This is a genomic window from Brenneria corticis (assembly GCF_003115855.1).
Lineage (GTDB): Bacteria > Pseudomonadota > Gammaproteobacteria > Enterobacterales > Enterobacteriaceae > Brenneria > Brenneria corticis.
In genome coordinates this window covers 1-20,204 of sequence record NZ_KZ819098.1, presented here as the reverse complement: position 1 = coordinate 20,204, position 20,204 = coordinate 1, and the positions used below count along the sequence as shown (strand labels likewise).

Here is a 20,204-nt window from a genome sequence, read left to right as displayed (position 1 = left end):
TGTTTAGTGTTGAGTTTAATTAACACTAAACCAAAGTCAAGCATTTGCTTGTTTAACGAATACTAATCAAAATGCTTTCATGGACATAAGAGAAATCAGGCGCACTCACCTCAAAGAGTGGTTTTCGGAGAGAAACATCCCCGAAAAAGAAAAAAGCTACATATCCCAGTTATTGAATGGGAAAGCTGCTTTTGGCGAAAAAGCAGCAAGGAGGCTTGAGCGTGACTATGGCATGCCCGAAGGATATCTTGACCTTGATAAAGAATCCTCCATCCCTCCGCAGTCAGAATGGGGCACCGTAGCGTCCTGGGACGACACAACAGCACTCTCAGAGGATGAAGTAGAGGTGCCATTCTTAAAGGACATCGAATTTGCCTGCGGTGACGGGAGAATTCAAAGTGAGGATCACAACGGGTTTAGACTGCGGTTTTCTAAATCAACGCTGCGGAAAGTCGGTGCCAATACTGACGGCTCTGGCGTTTTATGCTTCCCCGCTACCGGCGACAGCATGGAGCCCATCATTCCACATGGAACAACGGTTGCTGTTGATACGAATAACAAGCGTATTATTGATGGCAAGCTATATGCCATTGCTCAAGAAGGCGGTGGTAATGACAAGTTGAAACGCATTAAGCAACTTTACCGTAAACCAGGTGGTGTGTTGGTGATTCACAGCTTTAACCGGGATCTGGATGAAGAAGCCTATGAATCTGAGGTTGAAATTATTGGGCGGGTGTTCTGGTATTCGGTGTTGTTGTAACTGCGCAGCCCCGTATGCTGTCGGTGTGATATCTTCACATCACCACAAGGATAAACAACTATGGCAGATGATAATCAGAATTTAATAAAAAAAGCGGCGGTATATGTAGATGAGAACGCTGATGCGTTTGGTTATGCCTCTTTCGGTGAAGGTAGTGGACGACTTGGTTCTATCTCATTTTTTAAGTATGTAACTGAATGGCCAAATACAGATCAAGAAGTCAATGTCCCCACTGTTGTAACAAAATACAACATGGCCACCATCCGTATGTCAGAAGAGCTTATGTTAAAATTAGCAAAATTTATCATCGATCAGCATGAAAACGCCCTCGCAAAAGAGGCTACTGAGCCTGTAGAAAATAAAACTAAAAATGACTAACGCATACTACGAAAATGCATCAATTAAAGAACAGTATGCCGCAGCCACCTCTGCCGCATCAATATCACAGACAAGGGCTCAATCCGGCGCTGCTTCCGCTGGATTTACAAAGGGTGGTCCATTACAATCAGATTCAGGAGGTGGCGGAGGTGATGACATGCTTGAGGCAAGGGTTGCTAAACTGGAAGCTAATGTCGAAGACATTAAAACAAATCTTGCCGAAGCTAGGGTGGATATCCGAGACCTGCGTAAAACCTCTGCCGAAGCAGCCCGTGATGTTGCTGTTATTTTGCAAAAACAGGTTGATATGGACGAAAAGTTATCCAAAAAGCCAAGTACTAGCGAAATGACCACCGCCATAACATCCGCGATAAACAGGCAAATCGTTTGGATGATCGTGACCGTGCTAAGCATAGCTGGTCTTACGTTGACTGCGGCAAGACTACTCTTCTGACACATTCCGCTCTTTCTTTCATCATTCCCACCCGGCGGGATTTTTGTGCCCTGCTGCCTCTTCTGGTTTCCATGATGATGAGCCCCTTTGGCGAAAAAGGGGCTTTCTAAATCAGTGCGGCTTACCACCGAAGCACTGATATTTCTTCGTTATACTTCCATTCAGTAATTGCCCATACCCATTTCTGACGCCATCAATTCGAGTATGGGGGGTTAACTCTTCTGCACCGTCATATCCCCATTTTCGACACACGTTTGAAGCAATCCCTACAGCATCACCCCAACGAGCTTTGCTTCCGTTGTCAACCAAAGGCATGTTGGTGTCATTAACGAATCCCACTGTCACGAATCCGCTGGCACGATCAGCATCCACGACTTCTACCGGCTTGTCGGTCGAAGTTGCACATCCAGTTAGAGAAAAAGATATTGCTGTGATAAGAATTATTTTTTTCATGTAAGGTCCTTATTTTTAAATAAACGTTCTATATATCAATCACTTTTAAAATAAGAAATAGGAGCCAACGCATCGCCCCGCACTCCTTTCATCATGGCTCAGATAAATCTTATACACCACATGTAAAAGAAAATAAATCCCCTTCTAAAACAACAAGCTAATATCAAATTACAAATTGTTGTTTAGTGATTACTTGACTTTAAAGTTAACTATTTAATAAACTAACTTCATCCCCTCCGGGAACGCTCTTTAACAGTCAGGTTAAGTCTCCATACCAACGGTCCGCATGTACCGGTGAGACGGCTACGGCTAAACATGGCAGTGATTTTACTCAGCGTCCGACGCCGGGCGCTGCAATAAGACCACTGAACGAGGGGAATACAATGAGACTAGCAATTAAAACTACTGCATCAAAACGAATTGAAGGTGATCGCCGCCGCTGGCGTCGTCGTCAGCGGCAGTGGGCTAAGCGCCGAGCCGTAGAAGGCTACGAAAGCGCAGTCAAGTATTGCCTCTGCCGCGCACGCAACTACAAACGATAAGTGATTTCACCATGCGGGGCATGAATGAAACCGCTGAATGAGACGATCACCATGGGCAACAACTCTTTTATCAGGGCGCTACTCGCGATCGCCGTGCTCTATGCGTTCGGCGTGGTGTTCATCAGTTTGTTGTCGTTTGCTTTAGTAACTCTTTTCTTTTGAATTTTGAAGCGCGCTGCTGCCGAGGTGGAAGCCCCCGGATAACCAAGAGATCCGCCGGAGTAGCGCCCGGCACACAACAGGTAAGAGCATTTAGGGGACGGCGGCTGCTTGGCAGGCTGACAAGAGAACCGGCGATAGTGCTCTTTCCGTTGTGGCGTTCTTAAGCGAGATGCAGCGCCGGCCGACGCAAAGACCCGTGAATCGGCTGAGTCATAGCAACTGGTGACCAAGACAAAAACGGAGCGGCGGGAAGTAAGCGGGATAGCGCCCCGGTGCCACAACAGCACCCTTATGTGAGAAATGGAAGAAGCTGCTGCGCTTGGGCCAACGGAACGTCTGGTTGGACAAACAGCCCCAGAGGCAACCGGGACCACAATCAAAGAGCGCCGGCCAACGTGGCGCACTAACCACTGAGGACCGACCAATGACCAAACCACGTAAAAAACGGCGTTCTGCAACTCTGCGGCAGAGGATAGAAAATATTCAGCGTATCGCCCAATGCAAAAGTGACCGCGTAGGCAAAGCGCTTGCGGTTATGGCTCGCTGCAAACCGGCACCGGATTTCCCCCTGCTGCCCCGGCGCACTGAAAAGCCCCTGCCCGATGGCACCGACCCCGATCGCTACGTTGGCTATACGGCCAGCGGGCGGCAAAAAATGCGCGGTAGTAGCACTATCCCCCGCGGCGTTTACTAACCAACATGAAATCAAGCTCACTTCGGTGGGCTTTTTTTTCGCCCGTCGAAAGAGGTCCGCAATGGAAATCCTTCTTGCGCTGGCAATCCTGGCTGGGTTGTCAGTCGTTATCGCGACCGTTTTCCATATCTGGGAGTGGTTATCCGATCACCGCATGCCGTCTAAGAGAGGTAAAAATGGTAGATGACATCGCCAACACCGGGAACCGCCGCTTATATGCGGCTTTTTTATTTATGGAGCAACCGTAATGACTAAATATTGCGAAATGTGCGGCACCAACAAGCACGGTAGCACCTGGTGCCCCAACTGCCAGGAAGAATCCCATATCTTCCATGAGCAATACATGAATCCTGACTACCTGGGTAATGGAGAAATGCTGGAACCGCCAGCACCAGATAGTGATTTCATGCGGAAAGTGAGGGAACAACAGAATGGGTGACGTTGGCGATTACTACCGCGATCTCAAGCCATTTATAAAAGAGCGCCGCCGCCGGGCTCGCGATGGCGCCTACGAGCGCATTAAAGCGTTTTTCATCAGGAACGGCGTTGAACTGGAAGAAGGAAATAACACCCTGATTTTCCGCACGCCGCAAGGCACCGTTTGTTACTACCCACCCAGCCAGAAAATGCAGAACAAAAATTTCTGGAAAGAACGCAGTCCGACCTACTGCATGAACTATGTACTTAAACTAAGAGGACTAACCAATGCCAATCGTAATGACCCCCGTTAAATCATCACAGATCCACAGCATCGGCCACGACCCGGCGACCAACACGCTAGCCATTCGTTTCAACGGACGCAATAACGCGCCGGGCAGCCTTTACCACTACAGCAACGTGAATGCCGACGATTTCGCGGCATTCTCCGGCGCCGAGTCCATTGGCTCCCATTTCTATCGCAACATCAAGCCCAATACGGACAAATTTCCGTACCAGCGCATCAATGAGGAAAAGTCGTAGGTTTTCACCATGCGCCTGTGTCGGGCGCATGAGTAAGCCCATTGGCATACAGTGAGGTTCATATGTACGAGTACAACTATCAGCGGATGCAGGAGGAACGCCGGGAACAGTACGAGCGCAGACTGCCACATGATCCGGTTGAACAGGCGGTGCTGGCTGAACGCGTTAACTATCTGCGGCGCAATGCGCATCTGTTTAATCGAATGAAGCAACTGATCTCGGATGAATGCATCGTGCCAGGCACCGACGAAAGACCGGTTTATGCACTGGTTGAATCGCCGGAAATGGAAGAATTTCTGAATAAGTTTCAGGAAAAGGTATTCGCCATGGCGGTTAAGGCCGGGCGCATCAGCGAATTAGAGAGAAAAGCCCCAGCTTTCGCCGGGGCTATCCCGGTCAGCGGCGACCAAACCGCATGACCATAAGGACTGACCAATGACCATAAAGATCATCAGCAGTTGATCGGGGACCAACCCGATCGCTAAGGAGTATACCGTGTCCGTAAAACATATCCAGTACCAACACCGCATAGGCAGCCACAACATCCACCACTATCCGCAGCAAAAGCACGGCCTGACGTTCGTCATTGTCGTTACGGTTGCCGCGTTTGCCACCTTGGCATTATTTCTTTGATAAGGACTGACCAATGACTTTTCATGATTCTCAAGCCCTGGCAGTACGCCAGGATTTCGGAGGCGTCAGCAACACCCTGACGGCTCTGGAAACTTCCGCCACCGCGGTAGCTGCGCAAGCCAAAGCGATGGTTGAGGCCCGCTATATCATGGCACTGCGCCGCCCCCGCCAATGGGATCAAGTGCGCCAAGACCTGCTGAAGGAATGCCGGCGCCCCAGCTTCGCCAATAACAAAAGCGCCTACTACCGCAAACCCATCGGTAACGGCGTGGAGGGGCTGGGCATCCGCTTCGTCGAGGTGGCGCTACGCTGTATGACGAACGTGCTGGTGGAAACCAGCATGATTTTCGAGGACGAGAACAAGGAAATCCACCGCGTCTCCGTGACCGATTTGGAATCCAACCTCACCTACCCGCTGGACGTGCGCGTAACCAAGACCGTCGAACGCTCGAAGCCGTCCGATGACGGCAGTTACATCAGCGTGCGCAAGAACAGCTACAACAAGAACGTCTATACGGTCCCAGCCACGGACGATGACTTATTGAACAAACGCGCCGCGCAAATTTCAAAGGCCATCCGCACGCTAGGACTGCGCATCATTCCAGGCGATCTTCAAGACGAAGCAGAGTCCATCATCAAGGCCATCCGATTAGATGAGGCTGCACGCGACCCCGACACCGAGCGCAAGCGCATCGCTGACGCCTTCGGAGAAATCGGCGTTAAGGCTGCTGATCTGGCCGAATATCTGGGCCACAGCCTTGATACTTGCTCTCCCGCCGAATTGGTCAACCTGCGCGGTATTTATGGTGCCATCCGAGACGGCGAATCGTCGTGGAAATCCGTCATGGAGAACAAGGCTGAACAGCAGACCACTGGAAGGAACGCCAATGCGAGCAGTGCTGGCAGTGGCTCGAAAGGCGACTCGCTGCCGGCATGCAGCGATGAAGCCTTTGGGAAGAAGAAAGCCGGATGGCGCAAGGTTATCGAGGGCGGTAAGTCGGTGAACGACCTGATCGCAATGATTCAGACCAAGGAACTGCTCACCGACGACCAGAAAATGGAAATCGCATCGTGGGCCAATAGCGGGAGCAACCAATAATGAAGCGGGAACAACATGGAATGACGAACATGCCTGAATACCGGGTGTGGACGGATATGCGGACCCGCTGCAATAACCCGCACAGCACCGAATTCGAGAACTATGGTGGTTGCGGAATTTCCGTCTGCGCGGCATGGGATTCGTTTTCCCAATTCTACTCGGACATGGGGCCAAGGCCATCGTCTGTCCACACAATCGAACGCAGGGATGTAAACGGCAACTACGAGCCCAGCAAGTGCTGTTGGGTTACGCGCGCCGAGCAAGCTGCGAACAAACGGAACACGATCCGCGTCGAAGTTGATGGGCGCTCTCAGCGCGTTCCCGAATTGGCGTCACAAGCCGGGCTCACAGTGTCCGGAATGTGGCTCAGGGTGAAAAACGGGGCTGCAGATCTCGGTCGAGGATCAAAGCGAAATGGCTGGCTGACATTCAACGGCGTAACCGACACCTATGCAGGCTGGTCGCGACGCACTGGTATCAAGGCATCAACCATCGCCATGCGAATTACCAAATACGGCTGGCCCGTCCAGAAGGCACTTACACAAGGAGTATCCCATGCGCATTCATGACCTAACACAAGGCACCGACGCCTGGCAAGCCTTCCGCCTAACCCATCACGGCGCCAGCGAGGCTGCTGCGATGCTGGGCCTGTCGAAGAAGACGACACGCTCCGAACTGCTGCGTATCAAACACTCCGGCACGCCCAAGGAGTTCTCCGACTGGGTGCAGACCAACATCCTCGACTACGGCCACCAGGTTGAGGCGCAGGCCCGGCCGCTGGTCGAGGAGATTATCGGCGAAGACCTCTACCCGGTGACGTGTTCCAACGAGGATGAGGGCGGCAACCTATCGGCGTCCTGCGACGGCCTGACGATGCTCTATGATACCGCGTTTGAGCACAAGCAGTGGGCGGCCGAGTTGGCCGCATCCGTGTACGCCGGGGTGCTGCCAGAAGAACACATGCCCCAATGTCAGCAGATCATGCTGGTGACGGGCGCACGGCGCGTAATTTTCACCGTCTCCGATGGCACGCCGGAAAACCTCGTCTGCATGGAGGTGCTGCCGGACGCTGAATGGTTCGAGCGCATCCGCGCTGGTTGGGCACAGTTCGACCGCGATCTGGCTGACTACATACCGCCAGAGGCTAAACCTGCGGTGGTCGCCGAAGCAGTGCAGGACCTGCCGGCGGTATCAGTGCAGGTCAACGGGCAAATCGAAGTTCGCGAAAACTTCAAGATTTTCGAGGTAGCACTGCGCGACTTCCTTGAAAACAAGCTGATCCGCGAACCTCAAACAGACCAGGACTTCGCCGACCTTGACCTGCAAATAAAGGCGATGAAAAAGGCGGAAGATACACTGAACTCCGCCGAGGCGATGATGCTGGCACAAATCCAGAGCGTCGACGAAGCGAAGCGCCGAAAAGATATGCTCGCCAAGCTGGTGCGCGACAACCGGCTAATGGCAGAAAAGCTGTTAGCCAGCGAGAAGGAGCGCCGGCGCGCGGAGAAAGTGTCGGCGGCCCGCCAGGCGTTCGCCGCCCACGTAGCCGACCTGCAGCGCGAAATCTCCGGACTGCGCCTGGACGTGCTCATCCCGGACTTTGCCGGTGCAATCAAGGGGCTGAAAACCTTGGCGAGCATCCAAGACAAGATCGATACCGCGCTGGCGAACGGCAAGATAGCCGCCGACCAGCAGGCCGCCGACTTGCGCACGAAGTTGGCCTGGATTGATGCCAACGCCGCCGACTATCGCGCGTTGCTGGCCGACCTGCAACAACTGGCCGCCAAGCCGTTCGATGATTTCAAACTGGCGATAACAGCGCGTATCGATGCACACAAGAAAGCGGAAGAAGCCCGACTGGAAGCCGAACGCGAGCGTATCCGCCGGGAAGAAGTTGCGCGTCTGGAGGCTGAACAGCAGCAGGGACAACCTCCCGCCCGCGAAACCGAAAGCATGGAAACCACCGCGCCGCAGTTGCTCGCAGAGGCAGTAAAAAAGGCTGCAAGAAACGTCCCGCAGCCCGAGCCGAATGCTGCACCTACGCTACGCCTGGGGCAAATCAACGATCGTCTGGCGCCTATCACCCTAACAGCCGACGGTTTAGCGCGCCTGGGCATCACGCATGCCGCCACGGACAAAGCCGCAAAGCTCTACCACGAAAGCGATTTTTCGCGCATCTGCGCCGCGTTGCTGCGACACATCGGGACTGTTCAGACTGTGAACAACTAAGTCCCTCACCACCCTCACCATTCAGGAAACACCTTATGACCACCATCACAACCGTCGCTGACGTGTTGGAGTCATCCCTGCGCCCCGTTCGACATAATGAGGCTGCCTGCATGGAAGAAGAATTACACCCTGTAGGCGTCCTGTTTAAAGCAGAAGACGACCACTGCGACTGGACGCACGTCATTATCCATCGTATGCGCGCCCGGTCTGCAATACACACTGGCAAACCGTATAAACCGGAACCAAAGCCGATCTATGTCGGCAGCCGGTTCCCCACGGCATCGCCTGCTGTTACGCCGCGTATCGGCGCCCGACGACGCTATTCAGCCAATATCATGCTGTCGGTTTACCAACTCCACCGCCGCGGCATCAACGAAAACGTGATCGCCAAAGATACCAGCATCCCGGTAGGCGATATCCGCAAACTGCTGACGCATAAAACGCAGACGCAGCGCAAGCAATGGCAACTGGCTCAGCAATTACCGCTGCCGTCAAAGGCGGTGATTCTGGCACGGCTGGGTAAGGAGGGTTAAGTGAAAGAACGTCCGATTATTTTCAATAGCGAGATGGTGCGGGCGATTTTGTCCGGCCAGAAAACGCAGACGCGGCGCATCGTAAAGCCGCAGCCGGATGAAGACGGCTTAGCTCGACTGCGTGGCGGGCCGTGGATGGATACCAGCGAAAAGATATATCGCTGCCCATTCGGTGAGATTGGCGACCGTTTGTATGTGCGCGAGACGGTCCACGCTAAAGAACTGGAATCTGGTCTGGATGTAGTTTGCTATCCAGCAGATCAAGCAGAGATTCCCATCAAAGCTCATCCGCTTGACGCTGGCTTATGGATCGACTTGTACCGCTATCGCGGTGGTGAAGGGAAAATTGTTCCCTCAATCCACATGCCTCGCTGGGCAAGCCGCATTCTGCTAGACACCACCGACGTGCGCGTAGAGCGGCTGAACGATATCAGTGAAGAGGATGCAAGGGCAGAAGGAGTTGAGCAGCTACGCGGCGGATACTGGCGGCATTACCAGCCTGGATGGACTCAGCACCAACTGAGCGCCAGAGGCTCTTTTGCCACGATCTGGAAATCCATCTATGGCGAGGAAAGCTGGGTCAGCAATCCGTGGTGCTGGGTGATCGAATTTAAACACATCAATAAGCAATAAGGACTGACCAATGACCATTAAACGATATTTACACACAAAAAACGCAATGATTTGCACGGCATCTGGGGATTTCGTGCTGCTAAAGGACTATCAGAGGTTGGAGAAACAACTCGATCACTACCGCGCATTGACTGATAACTACGATGTAGACCGGCAAAAATTGGCTGCTGAGAATACGGCGCTGAAACAAACAATTCTAGCCCTTGGCGGAAAGGGATTGCGGTTCTTCACATATGAAGGTCCTGACGCAATATACGATGAGCACGACACGATGGGAGGGGCGATCAAACAGGCAGAGGATGCATTGGATTACTGCCGTGATTGTGCTGGCGAAGGATGGCCTGACGAGACAGGACAAATATGCTGGGGTGTCGTTGTTCAGCGAGCAACGATGCACAACCAACACAAACCCGCTCCGGAGACTGAAGACACCAGTTTTGATTATATCTGTGAATACGACCTGATGGGTGTAAATCCAGATGCTGCCATTGCTGAGATTAAGGGTTGGACTTGCTTTCACTGCGGCGAACACTTCCACGCGTTTCAAGCAAACCTGGCTGCATTGCACTTTGGTGGAGAACAGGATGCCATTCCCCGATGCAAGGATTCACTGGAAAAGCTGTCAGTAATGACGACCGCCTTCATGAACTTGCAGCATCTTTCTGAGGTTTATCGATCTGCGTACGAAGAGTCGAAAGAACGTATCGCAGAACTGGAGGCGCGGGCGGTGAAGTTGCCGCCTGAAGTTTGGGTGAAAATTAACGATGTGAATTCATGCGTTATGTATGCCGGAGACGTTATTTATGCGCTCAAAGACGCCGGCGTGAAGTTGTCCGGTAATTCCGAACAGGTACTGCAACATTCAGATGATGAAGCGTTTGATCGATTTGCTATTGCGTGTAAAGCCAAACTCGCAAAGTCTCGCGCTAAAGGTCGGCGTGGATGGGACGACCCGCATCTTTGTAGCGTGGAAAGCCTGGCGGCGATGTTGGTAGCTCACCTGGTCAAGGGAAACCCAGGTACGTTCGAAGATGTTGCTAATTTCGCAATGATGCTCCACCAGCGTAAAGCCTCTCACAAGATTCTTACTGAAGCGGCAAAGGCTGATCGGTTCACTCCGGCTGAGCGGGATGCGATAAAACGAGCGTTAGACAATTCGAACTCTCCGGTAATTCCGGATGGTTGGGCGTTAGTTCCGCAGACGGCAACCGACGCAATGATTAGTGCCGCTGGTCGGGCGGCACGGCAGTACATGGAAGAAATGGGCGGCAACAACCCGTCTGTCATTTACAATGCAATGCTCGCCGCCGCTCCGCAGCGTAAGGATGTGAAAATGCAATTCAACGCTGGTGATTATTGCATTCACACAAGTAAGTGGGAAAAGTCTCCATGCCGCGTAGTTGCTTACGATGGTGACGTGGTTGTTATCAAAAGACTGGGGTCCGGATATAACAGCGTACCGGAAAGCTCGCTGGCTAAAATCACGAAAAAAGAAGCGATAAGGATGGCGCAGCAGATGCATTAATCAATATCCCCCCTGCTATACTCCATCAAGGAGGGTAGCTATGTCATACAATCTCGGTGATTTACCACAGGAAGAGCGCGACAAAGTCAATATTGACATTGCCGCCAGTGGCGTTGCATATAAAGAACGCATGAATATGCCTGTGATACCGGCGCAAATCGAATCTGAACAGCCGGAGAAGTACCGTGAGTATTTCCGTGAGCGACTGGCGTATTATAGGGGGGTGAGTAAAACGCTGCCGAATGCCAACGATCCCCGATATCAGCAAATGGCGGACGTCAACGGAAAGAAATAGTCAATTTGCTCAGAAATATAGTGGGATTTAAACAAGAACGAATAGGTTTTTTCTGATAAAAACAATGGAGATGGACAGATATTATCTGTCAGTTATATGAATCCAGATTGGAGGGATGGATGGATACTACAGAGGAACTGGGCGGAACCTATTTTTACCAGGGTATGGGTAACTTAACGGCCCACGAATTACTGTTTTGGGTATTCGTTGAGAATGTCCAGAAACAGTTGGGAGTTCATGACATAGCCGCCGTGGCTGCTTTGGTTTTGGGGGATAATAACATTCCTGTTTCTGGAAAGCCCAGCACGGCAACTCCCGGCACATCACGTGCATCGCTCTTCTTTCGAAAGCACTTGGACATTCGGCTGAAGAGAAGGTTATTACCGACGCTGACAAAATATTCTATTCGACATCTAAAAGTTATAATGGTCAATAACATTGGCGTGTTTGTAGGGCGTGCGGTGCCGGTTGTTGGGTGGGTGATTCTGGCCAACGATGTTGCCAGGATCAGCTTTCTAACCACTGTGGAGTATAACCATATTGCCCGTGGAGAAGACAAGCTATGGTGACGGATGAGGATGTACTAAGTTTTTTCAAAGAAGAGATCTCCACCTTGGCAACATTGACGTTTAAAACTATTCCGTTAGAACTCGATACTGTGTTGCAAGAATATGCGGAAGGGGATGAACTTTATTATGCAATCGACAAGTACGGCGAAACATTCGGCGTAGACATGTCCCGCTTCAACTGGGACAACTACTACCCATGGCGGGATACACCTTTCTGGCATACTTGGTTTTCTAAGAAGCCGGTGGAAAACGACAAAACACCTCTCACCATCCGCATGTTTTCCGAGTCAGCAAAATCTGGCCGCTGGCTCTACGACTAATCGCTACTCGGTGGACGCACCCCTCTAATTACCCTATGCAGAGGACGTCCGTCAACGTCGTAATACCGACTGGGCCAGATCTCTTCAGGGGGAATCCCCAATGCTTCGGCGATCAACCATTCCCCTTTCGGCCAGGGGCGCGCAAGCGCATTAGCCAACGTTGATGAACTTAATCCGGCAGCACGCGAAACGGCAGCCATCGTCGTTCCTTTCTTTTTCAGGGCGGCGATAATATCTGCTGGGTGCCAATCATGGGTTGGTGTGGGCATATCGATAATCCTCACGTCTGTTTGATGGTGACGATCCAGACGAGGGTTTGCAGACCGGGATGTTGTCAAACCGGCGAGGATAAATCCTCCCCCCGCCTGGACCGCCATAGACAGGCGTGAACAGGCGCACCAGCTGAGAAAAGCTGATGGACAACATCTGAGGGGGCTGCAAATCCCCGCCAATGGATTTTTCCACGGGCGGATACATGGTAATCCATCACGTAAAATATCACCACATCCCTAACGATGTGGTTATTCCTTATTGATTTCCTACCTCTCAACACACCATTTATTACAGCATCTCTGATTATGGAGGTTATCGATAATGGCTAAATTCCCTATCAATGCCATCGTGAAATTGAACCAGCCGCACGCAACAGGAAAAGGCGTTGTGATGGCTATTTATCCAGAACACGAAGACAAGCCGGTATCGTATCTCGTTGATTGGGATGACGGCGGGCGCGGAATTCACGATGAGAACAAACTATGCTGGGCGGCAATTACTCATCCAGTGTTACATCGAAATTAACTAACCAAGTCCCTTCCCTACGCACACCAAACGACCAGAATATGGGCGTGTCATTGACATGCCCTTTTTATGAGGACTGATCAATGACCAAATTATTAACTCTAGAAGAATGGGCCAAGCGAAATTATGAAGAGCCTCGCCCGTCACAGCAAACACTTTGGCGCTGGGCGAGAAACGGAAAAATTTACCCTGCCCCAGAAAAACACGGCAGGGAATACCGGGTGCGCGAAGAAGCTATTTATATCAATCCCAAAAGTTTTTCTCTGGCACGAAAGTTAATTCAGGAAAAACAAATTCAGTCACCGTTAGTTGAGAGACTCATCCATGGCAAAGAGGCCGGAAAAATATGACGCCAATCTGCCTCGAAACCTGACATACCGCCGTAGTTATAAATCCTACTATTGGCGGAACCCCATTACCGGGAAAGAAATTCCACTGGGTCAGATTGCCCGGCGGGATGCTATAAGCCAGGCGATAGAGGCAAATAACTACATTGAACAAAACTATGCACCAGTAGCACTCATTGAAAGGTTAAAAGAGAAAAAAGACACCACACTCACTGAGTGGCTGGAGCGTTACGATGTGATTATTAAGCGCCGTGACTTGGCAGAAAACACTTACAAGATCCGAGCTGGTCAAATCGCAACAATTCAGCAGGCATTGGGGAACAAGGCCTTAAAGGACGTCTCAACAAGAGATATAGCTGGATTTCTGGAGATATATTTTCAACAGGGGAAACTATCAATGGCGGGAGGTTTACGATCTGTTCTCTCTGATATTTTTCGTGAAGCAATTGTTGAAGGGCATATTGAGAATAACCCGGTAATGCCAACACGCGTTCCCACATCAGAAGTGAAGCGAGAACGATTAGAACTTGAGCAATATATAGCCATTCGTCAAGCTGCGGAACAACAGCCAATGTGGTTTTCTTTGTCTATGGACTTGGCGCTTATCACAGGGCAACGACGCGAAGATGTCTCGCAAATGCGCTTCTGTCATATCATTGATGGCCGCTTACGAGTTGATCAGGGTAAAACCGGCAGCATGCTGGCGCTGCCAATGGATTTGCGACTGGAAGCCGCCAGGTTCTCTCTTGGGGATGTTATTGATAAATGCCGGAATGCCAGCAATACCGACTATCTCATCAGCGCTGGTATAAGAAAAAATAGCCCTGATGGCATGATGAATCCCGATAGCCTGACCAAGGGTTTCGTTAAAGCGAGGAAAGCCACAGGCATAGTTTTTGATGAAAGCCCGCCAACTTTTCATGAAATACGAAGTCTGGCCGGGCGACTCTATGAGAAGGAGAAAGGAAAGGAGTTTGCCCAGAAGTTACTCGGTCACAAATCAGTCAAAATGACAGATAAATATCTGAATACAAGGGGCAAAGAATACACTTATCTATAAAAGACCGAATATCGATTTTCGTGGAATTTTCGTGTATTTTCGTGTATCCGAAAAATAAACCGTTATAAATCAATGATTTAAAAAAAGACCGAATACGATTCCTGTATCCGGTCTAGGGAAATGGCTCTTGGGAGAGAGCCGTGCGCTAAAAGTTGGCATTTATACAAGCTGAACAAGCCTTGTCACCTAAGCGTAGCCAACTCCCTTGCGTTTTCCAGTTTTCGTGCATTTGCAATTATCACAAACGGAACAGAATTCACACTTTATCGCAACCATTAAAGACCGGTAAATTAACATTTAATCAAGGAATCAATCACTTTATGGCTTAGCCTCAGGGTCGCAAAGCTGTTCGGCGCGTTCGATAAAAGGCTGTAAGCTTTTCTTCTGCCCCGGATGCTTGGGGTCGTCCAACCAGATGGCGTCTATCGGCTGGGCATTGACCTGGCCGGCCTTCATCTGGGCGGTAGCAACGTCGTTAAGAGGATATTGCATCAACGTTCCGGTATGCAGGGCATACAGCGCTTTGCCTGGCCGGCAAATAAGCTGAACCTCTTCCCGCGTGAACGCCCAGGCTTCTCCGTATTGCAGACGGCTTATATTCGCCAGCTTGGCGGCGGAAAAGGCATTAACAGACAGTGAAGCGAGAATCAGCAATAACAATATTTTCTTCATCATGTTGTTCCTGAGCATGATTATTCAGGCGCTTACGCCCCGTTGCAGCGGCACGATTATCCAGCTCGAAGGCAGGCTTCATACCATATAAAACAGAGGGTTACTATATAGCCGCTAGCGGCGATCATAACGATAGTGCCGGATGAAGTCGAGGGGGGAAAGCAGTAACGGTAAGGTTTCGTCACGGCAGGACAATGCGCTCGTTCAACCGATGCGCATTGCCGCTATGCCGCACTATGCCGGGGTTTCAGTCAGTCTGAAGGACTCAGGACGTTGCGCCACCAGACACATTGGCCGCCATTTTTTTCAGATCCTGATCGATAAAGAACAGGCCGCCTTCGCTGGCGTTGACCAGGGCCAGTTTATCCAGGATGGATCTGAACAGTTTTTCTTCTTCATGCTGCTCGGCCACATACCATTGCAGGAAGTTGAACGTTGAATAATCCTGTTGCGCCATTGCGGCATGGGCCAGCTGGTTAATTTTGTCGGTAATCAGTTGCTCATGTTCATAGGTGAGTTTGAATACGTCCGCCAGCGACGCAAACTCTACCGGCGGGGCGGCAATGGCGCCTAATATCGGCATACTGCCGGTGTCATCCAGATAGTTGAACAGGCGCTGCATATGCTCCATCTCTTCCTGAGAATGGGTTTTCAGAAAAGCGGAAGCACCTTCAAAACCTTTATCGCCGCACCAGGCGCTCATCTGTAAATATAAATTAGCGGAATAAAACTCCAGGTTAAGCTGCTCGTTCAATTTTTCGATCATTTCTTTTTTTAACATAGTCATTCCTTATTTCTCAGGCAGGTAAATGCATCGCGGCTTATTATGCCTGAATAATAAAAATAAAAACATCTCATTAACTAAATTAACAAATAATTATTTTTTCGTTTTAAATCATATAATTATATTTTACCGAATTGATACTAATTTTCATTTTCAATAAATTATTCGTTATCGTGATTGAGAATTATTTTTATTATCAAAAAGAATAAAAAATATAATTTAACCCGCTTTGTGCCCACGGCAGTCAGGGCAGCGTCTTGCCATTTTCCCGGCGCTGTTTTACCTTGACGCACAGAATACGGTAATCAATATGCAGGAGAAAACCACATGGGACATAATTTGGCCGATCTGCCTAAAGAAGAGATGGACAAGATGAATGTGGATCTGGCCGCGTCGGGCGTTGCCTTTAAAGAACGCTATAACATGCCGGTTATTCCTGAGATGGTGGAGCGGGAACAGCCGGAGCATCTGCGCGGTTATTTCCGTGAGCGCGTCGGCTTTTACCGCCAGCGGTCGCTACAGTTCTCACGCCTGCCCTATGAGCCTAAGTCCAAATAGCGTCTGCCGGCGACACATTTCTTCGCGATAAAAAATATTTTCTCCTTGCATCTCGCGCCAAACAAGCGGTTAATGGGTTGGCAACCCAACCTTTTACCAAGCGAGGTCAGAAATGAGTAAAGGAATGGACAGCAAAAAGAACAGCAAGAAAAAACCCCTGAAAACCGCCGTTGAAAAGCGCGCGGACAAAAAGGCTAAGAAAGCGCAGCCTCAGGCGGATATCACTTAAAGCCAACAATGCTGATCGGTAAACCCGCATCAGCGGGTTTACTCTCACCACCTCAGTCGATTTCAAGCACCATCAGCAGGAACGCGTATTCCAGCGCAATATCCTCATAATGTTTGAACCGTCCCGACTTTCCGCCGTGCCCGGCATCCATATCGGTATACAGCAGCAAAAAACGCTTATCGGTTTTTACTTCCCGCAGTTTGGCCACCCATTTTGCCGGTTCCCAATACTGGACCTGCGAGTCATGCAATCCGGTGGTGACCAGCATATGCGGATAGCCCTGAGCGGTTACCCCGTCGTACGGGCTGTATTGCCTGATGTAGTCATAATAGCGGCGATCGTTCGGATCCCCCCACTCTTCATACTCGCCGGTGGTTAGCGGGATGGACTCGTCCAGCATGGTGGTCAGCACGTCAACAAACGGCACCTGCGCGACGACGCCTTTAAACAGATCCGGCGCAAAATTCACCACCGCGCCCATCAATAGTCCCCCCGCGCTGCCGCCCATGGCGAACATTTTTTGCCGGTCGCCATAACCCTTTTCGGCCAGCGCCTGCGACACATCGATAAAGTCGGTAAACGAATGCATTTTATTCAGCAATCGCCCGTCGTCATACCACTGTTGCCCCAGTTCGCCGCCGCCGCGAATATGGGTCAGCGCAAAGACAAATCCCCGGTCCAGCAGGCTAAGCCGGCTGACGCTGAAATCCGCGTCCATGCTGCTGCCATAGGCGCCATAGCCGTAGACCAAAATGGGGTTTTGGCCGGGTTTGAAATGTTCGCGGTGATAGACCAGGGAGACCGGAACGTCAACGCCGTCGCGGGCGGTAATCCACAAGCGTTCGCTGCAATAATTATCCGCGCTAAAGTCCTTCACTTCCGCCTGTTTGAGCAACCGTTGCCGGCCGGTATCCATATTCAACTCAAAGAGCGAACTCGGAGTGGTCATGGACGCGTAGCCATAGCGCAGCAGCGTGGTTTCCGGCGTTGGGTTATACGCCAGCCAGGTCACGTAGCTGGCGTCATTGAAGGTAATGTTTTTCTCTTCCCGCGTCTGCCAGTGAATTTGCCGCAGGCTGGTGAGTCCCCGCTCCCTTTCCTCCACCACCAGCCAGTCGCGAAACAGCTCGAAACCTTCAAGCACGCGCTGCTCCCGTGGCGCAATCAGCGTTTCCAGGCTACCTTCCCCTACTTCCTGCGTTCGATACAGGCCAAAGTTTTTTCCTTCCCGGTTGGAGCGCAGGTAAAAGGCGTCCCGATAGTGGTCGACGCCATACTCGTGATCTTTACGCCGGGGGATAAACACCTGCGGCGCGGCGTCATGGCGCGCCGCGTCGATCAGCAGCACCTCGGTCGTGGTGGTGCTGCTAAGGTAAACGATGATGTAACGTTCCGAGGTCGTCTTGCCCAGGCTGACGTAATAGGTATCATCCTTCTCCTCATACACCAGTTCATCGGCCGCCGGATCGTTTCCCAGCCGATGGCGATAAACCTGATACGGCAATAAGGTTTGCGGATGTTTGCGCACGTAATAAAGCGTGCCGGAGTCAGCCGACCATTCCGCCCCGGAAGAGACCTTTTCAATAACGTCGGGCAACCACTCGCCGCTGCGCAGATCGCGAAACCGAATGTCGTACTGCCGGCGGGACAGAAAATCCTCCGACAACGCCAACAGCTGATTATCCGGGCTGACCTGCAGCGTCCCCAGGCTATAAAACTCATGATTCTCCGCCCGCTGATTTCCATCCAGCAGCGTTTCCCATTTATCCGTCACGCTTTCGGGCTGGCGACGATAGATGGGATACTCTTTGCCCGGCTCATAGCGGCTCTGGTAACGGTAACCTTTTCTGACGTAGGGAACCGACATATCCTCCGACGGTATCCGGTTGACCATTTCGTCATACAGCGACTGTTTCAGCCCGTCGTAAGGCGCCATCACCTCGCGGCTGTAGCGGTTCTCCTGTTGCAGATAGGCCAGCACGTCGGGATCGCTGCGCTGGTCGTCGCGCAGCCAGTAGTAGTTATCGATGCGGGTATCATTATGAACGGTCAACGGATGGGGTCTTTTTGCTGCTTGCGGTGCTGTCATGGTGTTCAGGTCCTTGGTTCGGGAATAAAAAGAGTGGCACGATTCCCGTCCGATGCCAAGTCACGGCGGCGTTTTCCCCGCGCCGCCGCATGGCCTCGGATGCGCGCGCAAACGTTTTCGTTTATACTGCGCCCATTTTTCACAACCAGATCGGGTATAGGCTATGTTAACGATTGGAACTGCCCTGCGCGCCGACGCCACGCGCGTGATGCTGCTGGGCTCCGGTGAGTTGGGCAAGGAAGTCGCCGTTGAGTGTCAACGCTTGGGTATCGAGGTTATCGCCGTCGATCGCTACGCCAATGCGCCTGCCATGCAGGTTGCCCATCGCAGCCACGTCATTGATATGCTGGACGGCGAGGCGTTAAAGGCGTTGGTTGGATCCGAACGCCCTGATTATATCGTGCCCGAGATTGAGGCCATCGCCACCGATATGCTGGTGACGCTCGAACGGCAAGGCCATCGCGTGGTGCCCTGCGCGCAGGCAACCCGCCTGACGATGAATCGCGAAGGCATTCGCCGCCTGGCGGCCGAAACGCTGGGCGTGCCGACCTCAAGCTACCGCTTTGCCGACGACGAAACCGGCTTTCATCAGGCGGTGGCCGACATCGGCTACCCCTGTATCGTCAAGCCGGTGATGAGTTCATCAGGCAAAGGACAAAGTCTGCTGCGGGACCCCGGGCAGTTGGATAAGGCCTGGCGCTATGCCCAGCAGGGCGGGCGCGCCGGCGGCGGGCGGGTTATCGTTGAGGGATTAGTCGATTTTGATTTCGAAATCACCCTGCTGACCATCCACGCGGTGGACGGTATTCACTTCTGCGCCCCCATCGGCCACCGTCAGGAGGACGGCGACTACCGTGAATCCTGGCAGCCGCAGCAAATGAGCCCACTGGCGCTGGAGCGGGCGCAAAAAATAGCCGCCGAGGTGGTAAAAGCGCTGGGTGGTCACGGGCTGTTTGGCGTGGAGCTATTTGTCTGCGGCGACGAGGTTATTTTCAGCGAAGTCTCGCCGCGCCCGCATGATACCGGGATGGTGACGATGATCTCGCAGGATCTGTCAGAGTTCGCGCTGCATGTCCGCGCGTTTCTCGGGTTGCCGATCGGCGCCATTCATCAATACGGCGCCGCGGCCTCCGCGGTGATCCTTCCGGAGCTGGATAGCCGGAACGTGCGCTATCAGGGGCTGGAGAGCGCCTTGCTTCCCCACACCCAGATCCGCCTGTTCGGCAAACCGGAAATCAGCGGCAAGCGCCGGATGGGCGTGGCGCTGGCCAGCGCGCAAACCACCGACGAGGCCGTCCTGCTGGCGAAAAAAACCGCGGCGGCGGTGAAGGTCAGCGGTTAATCATTGCCGAGTCCATAAAAAAGCCATCCGCATGGATGGCTCAGATTGCTGACGAACCCCACATTTTCCGTGGGGTTCTTGTTTTA

General features: G+C 51.9%; 27 protein-coding genes. 22 read left to right on the top strand and 5 right to left on the bottom strand.

Annotation, left to right across the window (positions count from 1 at the left end; translation table 11 throughout):
* The first annotated feature begins 79 nt into the window (after positions 1–79).
* From DDT56_RS21540 to DDT56_RS24880, 3 genes are read left to right on the top strand one after another with little or no spacing between them, the layout of a single operon-like run.
* The gene (locus DDT56_RS21540) at positions 80–760 is read left to right on the top strand and encodes a S24 family peptidase (protein WP_136168432.1); all 681 of its coding nucleotides are present in this window, start codon (positions 80–82) and stop codon (positions 758–760) included.
* Between the two features lie 60 nt (positions 761–820).
* Entirely contained in the window at positions 821–1,138 is a 318-nt protein-coding gene (locus DDT56_RS21535) for a hypothetical protein (RefSeq protein WP_136168431.1), read from the top strand.
* The gene (locus tag DDT56_RS24880; RefSeq protein WP_246856847.1) at positions 1,131–1,592 is read left to right on the top strand and encodes a hypothetical protein; all 462 of its coding nucleotides are present in this window, start codon (positions 1,131–1,133) and stop codon (positions 1,590–1,592) included. Before DDT56_RS21535 ends, DDT56_RS24880 begins: the two co-directional genes overlap by 8 nt.
* 111 nt (positions 1,593–1,703) lie before the next feature.
* Here the strand turns inward: DDT56_RS24880 and yecR are convergent, their stop codons facing one another.
* The gene (gene yecR, locus DDT56_RS21525; protein ID WP_136168430.1) at positions 1,704–2,045 is read right to left on the bottom strand and encodes a YecR family lipoprotein; all 342 of its coding nucleotides are present in this window, start codon (positions 2,043–2,045) and stop codon (positions 1,704–1,706) included.
* 566 nt (positions 2,046–2,611) lie between these two features.
* Between yecR and DDT56_RS24465 the strand changes: the two genes are divergently transcribed.
* From DDT56_RS24465 to DDT56_RS21465, 14 genes are all read left to right on the top strand, one after another.
* Positions 2,612–2,749 carry a hypothetical protein gene (locus tag DDT56_RS24465; RefSeq protein ID WP_168197667.1) on the top strand — a complete coding sequence of 46 codons (138 nt, stop codon included), beginning with the start codon at positions 2,612–2,614 and terminating at the stop codon, positions 2,747–2,749.
* Between the two features lie 1,125 nt (positions 2,750–3,874).
* Positions 3,875–4,174 carry a hypothetical protein gene (locus DDT56_RS21520; RefSeq protein WP_136168429.1) on the top strand — a complete coding sequence of 100 codons (300 nt, stop codon included), beginning with the start codon at positions 3,875–3,877 and terminating at the stop codon, positions 4,172–4,174.
* Positions 4,149–4,403, top strand: a complete 255-nt coding sequence (locus DDT56_RS21515) for a KTSC domain-containing protein (protein ID WP_136168428.1) — start codon at positions 4,149–4,151, stop codon at positions 4,401–4,403. The genes DDT56_RS21520 and DDT56_RS21515 overlap by 26 nt, the downstream gene beginning before the upstream one ends.
* A gap of 62 nt (positions 4,404–4,465) precedes the next feature.
* Positions 4,466–4,822, top strand: coding sequence for a hypothetical protein (locus DDT56_RS21510; RefSeq protein WP_136168427.1), 357 nt, complete (start codon positions 4,466–4,468; stop codon positions 4,820–4,822).
* Positions 4,823–4,898: 76 nt separating this feature from the next.
* Positions 4,899–5,036, top strand: coding sequence for a hypothetical protein (locus DDT56_RS24460; protein ID WP_168197666.1), 138 nt, complete (start codon positions 4,899–4,901; stop codon positions 5,034–5,036).
* A gap of 13 nt (positions 5,037–5,049) precedes the next feature.
* The gene (locus tag DDT56_RS21505) at positions 5,050–6,135 is read left to right on the top strand and encodes a hypothetical protein (RefSeq protein WP_210417066.1); all 1,086 of its coding nucleotides are present in this window, start codon (positions 5,050–5,052) and stop codon (positions 6,133–6,135) included.
* Positions 6,135–6,704 carry a hypothetical protein gene (locus tag DDT56_RS21500; protein WP_136168426.1) on the top strand — a complete coding sequence of 190 codons (570 nt, stop codon included), beginning with the start codon at positions 6,135–6,137 and terminating at the stop codon, positions 6,702–6,704. Before DDT56_RS21505 ends, DDT56_RS21500 begins: the two co-directional genes overlap by 1 nt.
* Positions 6,691–8,364, top strand: a complete 1,674-nt coding sequence (locus DDT56_RS21495) for a YqaJ viral recombinase family protein (protein WP_136168425.1) — start codon at positions 6,691–6,693, stop codon at positions 8,362–8,364. The genes DDT56_RS21500 and DDT56_RS21495 overlap by 14 nt, the downstream gene beginning before the upstream one ends.
* 35 nt (positions 8,365–8,399) lie before the next feature.
* Positions 8,400–8,897 (top strand): hypothetical protein, encoded by a 498-nt coding sequence (locus DDT56_RS21490; protein ID WP_246856846.1) that lies wholly within the window; start codon positions 8,400–8,402, stop codon positions 8,895–8,897.
* Positions 8,898–9,530, top strand: a complete 633-nt coding sequence (locus DDT56_RS21485; RefSeq protein ID WP_136168424.1) for an ASCH domain-containing protein — start codon at positions 8,898–8,900, stop codon at positions 9,528–9,530. It begins immediately after the preceding gene.
* A 10-nt stretch (positions 9,531–9,540) separates the two neighbouring features.
* The gene (locus DDT56_RS24645) at positions 9,541–11,055 is read left to right on the top strand and encodes a hypothetical protein (protein WP_136168423.1); all 1,515 of its coding nucleotides are present in this window, start codon (positions 9,541–9,543) and stop codon (positions 11,053–11,055) included.
* A 40-nt stretch (positions 11,056–11,095) separates the two neighbouring features.
* Complete coding sequence (locus DDT56_RS21475) at positions 11,096–11,350, top strand: DNA polymerase III subunit theta (RefSeq protein WP_136168422.1); 255 nt, start codon at positions 11,096–11,098, stop codon at positions 11,348–11,350.
* A gap of 119 nt (positions 11,351–11,469) precedes the next feature.
* Complete coding sequence (locus DDT56_RS21470) at positions 11,470–11,919, top strand: STM2901 family protein (protein ID WP_136168421.1); 450 nt, start codon at positions 11,470–11,472, stop codon at positions 11,917–11,919.
* Positions 11,913–12,239: a DUF1493 family protein gene (locus DDT56_RS21465; protein ID WP_136168420.1), complete on the top strand. Its 327-nt coding sequence runs from the start codon at positions 11,913–11,915 to the stop codon at positions 12,237–12,239. The genes DDT56_RS21470 and DDT56_RS21465 overlap by 7 nt, the downstream gene beginning before the upstream one ends.
* On the opposite strand, the gene DDT56_RS21460 is transcribed toward DDT56_RS21465, so the two are convergent.
* A complete protein-coding gene (locus DDT56_RS21460; protein ID WP_136168419.1) occupies positions 12,236–12,508 on the bottom strand; it encodes a helix-turn-helix domain-containing protein in 273 nt (90 codons plus the stop codon). The genes DDT56_RS21465 and DDT56_RS21460 overlap by 4 nt on opposite strands.
* A 325-nt stretch (positions 12,509–12,833) precedes the next feature.
* On the opposite strand from DDT56_RS21460, the gene DDT56_RS21455 reads away from it, so the two are divergent.
* The 3 genes from DDT56_RS21455 (at position 12,834) to DDT56_RS21445 (ending at position 14,444) form a co-directional block, all read left to right on the top strand.
* Entirely contained in the window at positions 12,834–13,037 is a 204-nt protein-coding gene (locus DDT56_RS21455) for a hypothetical protein (protein ID WP_136168418.1), read from the top strand.
* 83 nt (positions 13,038–13,120) lie between these two features.
* Positions 13,121–13,387: an excisionase gene (locus DDT56_RS21450; protein ID WP_136168417.1), complete on the top strand. Its 267-nt coding sequence runs from the start codon at positions 13,121–13,123 to the stop codon at positions 13,385–13,387.
* On the top strand, positions 13,362–14,444 hold the full coding sequence (locus DDT56_RS21445) for a tyrosine-type recombinase/integrase (protein ID WP_136168416.1): 1,083 nt from the start codon (positions 13,362–13,364) through the stop codon (positions 14,442–14,444). Before DDT56_RS21450 ends, DDT56_RS21445 begins: the two co-directional genes overlap by 26 nt.
* Before the next feature lie 318 nt (positions 14,445–14,762).
* Here the strand turns inward: DDT56_RS21445 and DDT56_RS21440 are convergent, their stop codons facing one another.
* Together DDT56_RS21440 and ftnA are read right to left on the bottom strand one after the other, a co-directional pair.
* Positions 14,763–15,119 carry a YebY family protein gene (locus DDT56_RS21440; RefSeq protein ID WP_210417065.1) on the bottom strand — a complete coding sequence of 119 codons (357 nt, stop codon included), beginning with the start codon at positions 15,117–15,119 and terminating at the stop codon, positions 14,763–14,765.
* 262 nt (positions 15,120–15,381) lie between these two features.
* Positions 15,382–15,897 carry a non-heme ferritin gene (ftnA, locus tag DDT56_RS21435; RefSeq protein ID WP_136168415.1) on the bottom strand — a complete coding sequence of 172 codons (516 nt, stop codon included), beginning with the start codon at positions 15,895–15,897 and terminating at the stop codon, positions 15,382–15,384.
* Positions 15,898–16,227: 330 nt separating this feature from the next.
* On the opposite strand from ftnA, the gene DDT56_RS21430 reads away from it, so the two are divergent.
* Positions 16,228–16,458, top strand: a complete 231-nt coding sequence (locus tag DDT56_RS21430; RefSeq protein WP_136168414.1) for a DNA polymerase III subunit theta — start codon at positions 16,228–16,230, stop codon at positions 16,456–16,458.
* A gap of 281 nt (positions 16,459–16,739) precedes the next feature.
* Here DDT56_RS21430 and DDT56_RS21425 read toward each other — a convergent pair whose 3' ends face one another.
* Positions 16,740–18,776 carry a S9 family peptidase gene (locus DDT56_RS21425; RefSeq protein WP_136168413.1) on the bottom strand — a complete coding sequence of 679 codons (2,037 nt, stop codon included), beginning with the start codon at positions 18,774–18,776 and terminating at the stop codon, positions 16,740–16,742.
* 163 nt (positions 18,777–18,939) lie between these two features.
* Here DDT56_RS21425 and purT point away from each other — a divergent pair, with 163 nt between their 5' ends.
* Positions 18,940–20,118 carry a formate-dependent phosphoribosylglycinamide formyltransferase gene (gene purT, locus DDT56_RS21420; protein WP_136168412.1) on the top strand — a complete coding sequence of 393 codons (1,179 nt, stop codon included), beginning with the start codon at positions 18,940–18,942 and terminating at the stop codon, positions 20,116–20,118.
* Positions 20,119–20,204: the final 86 nt, after the last annotated feature.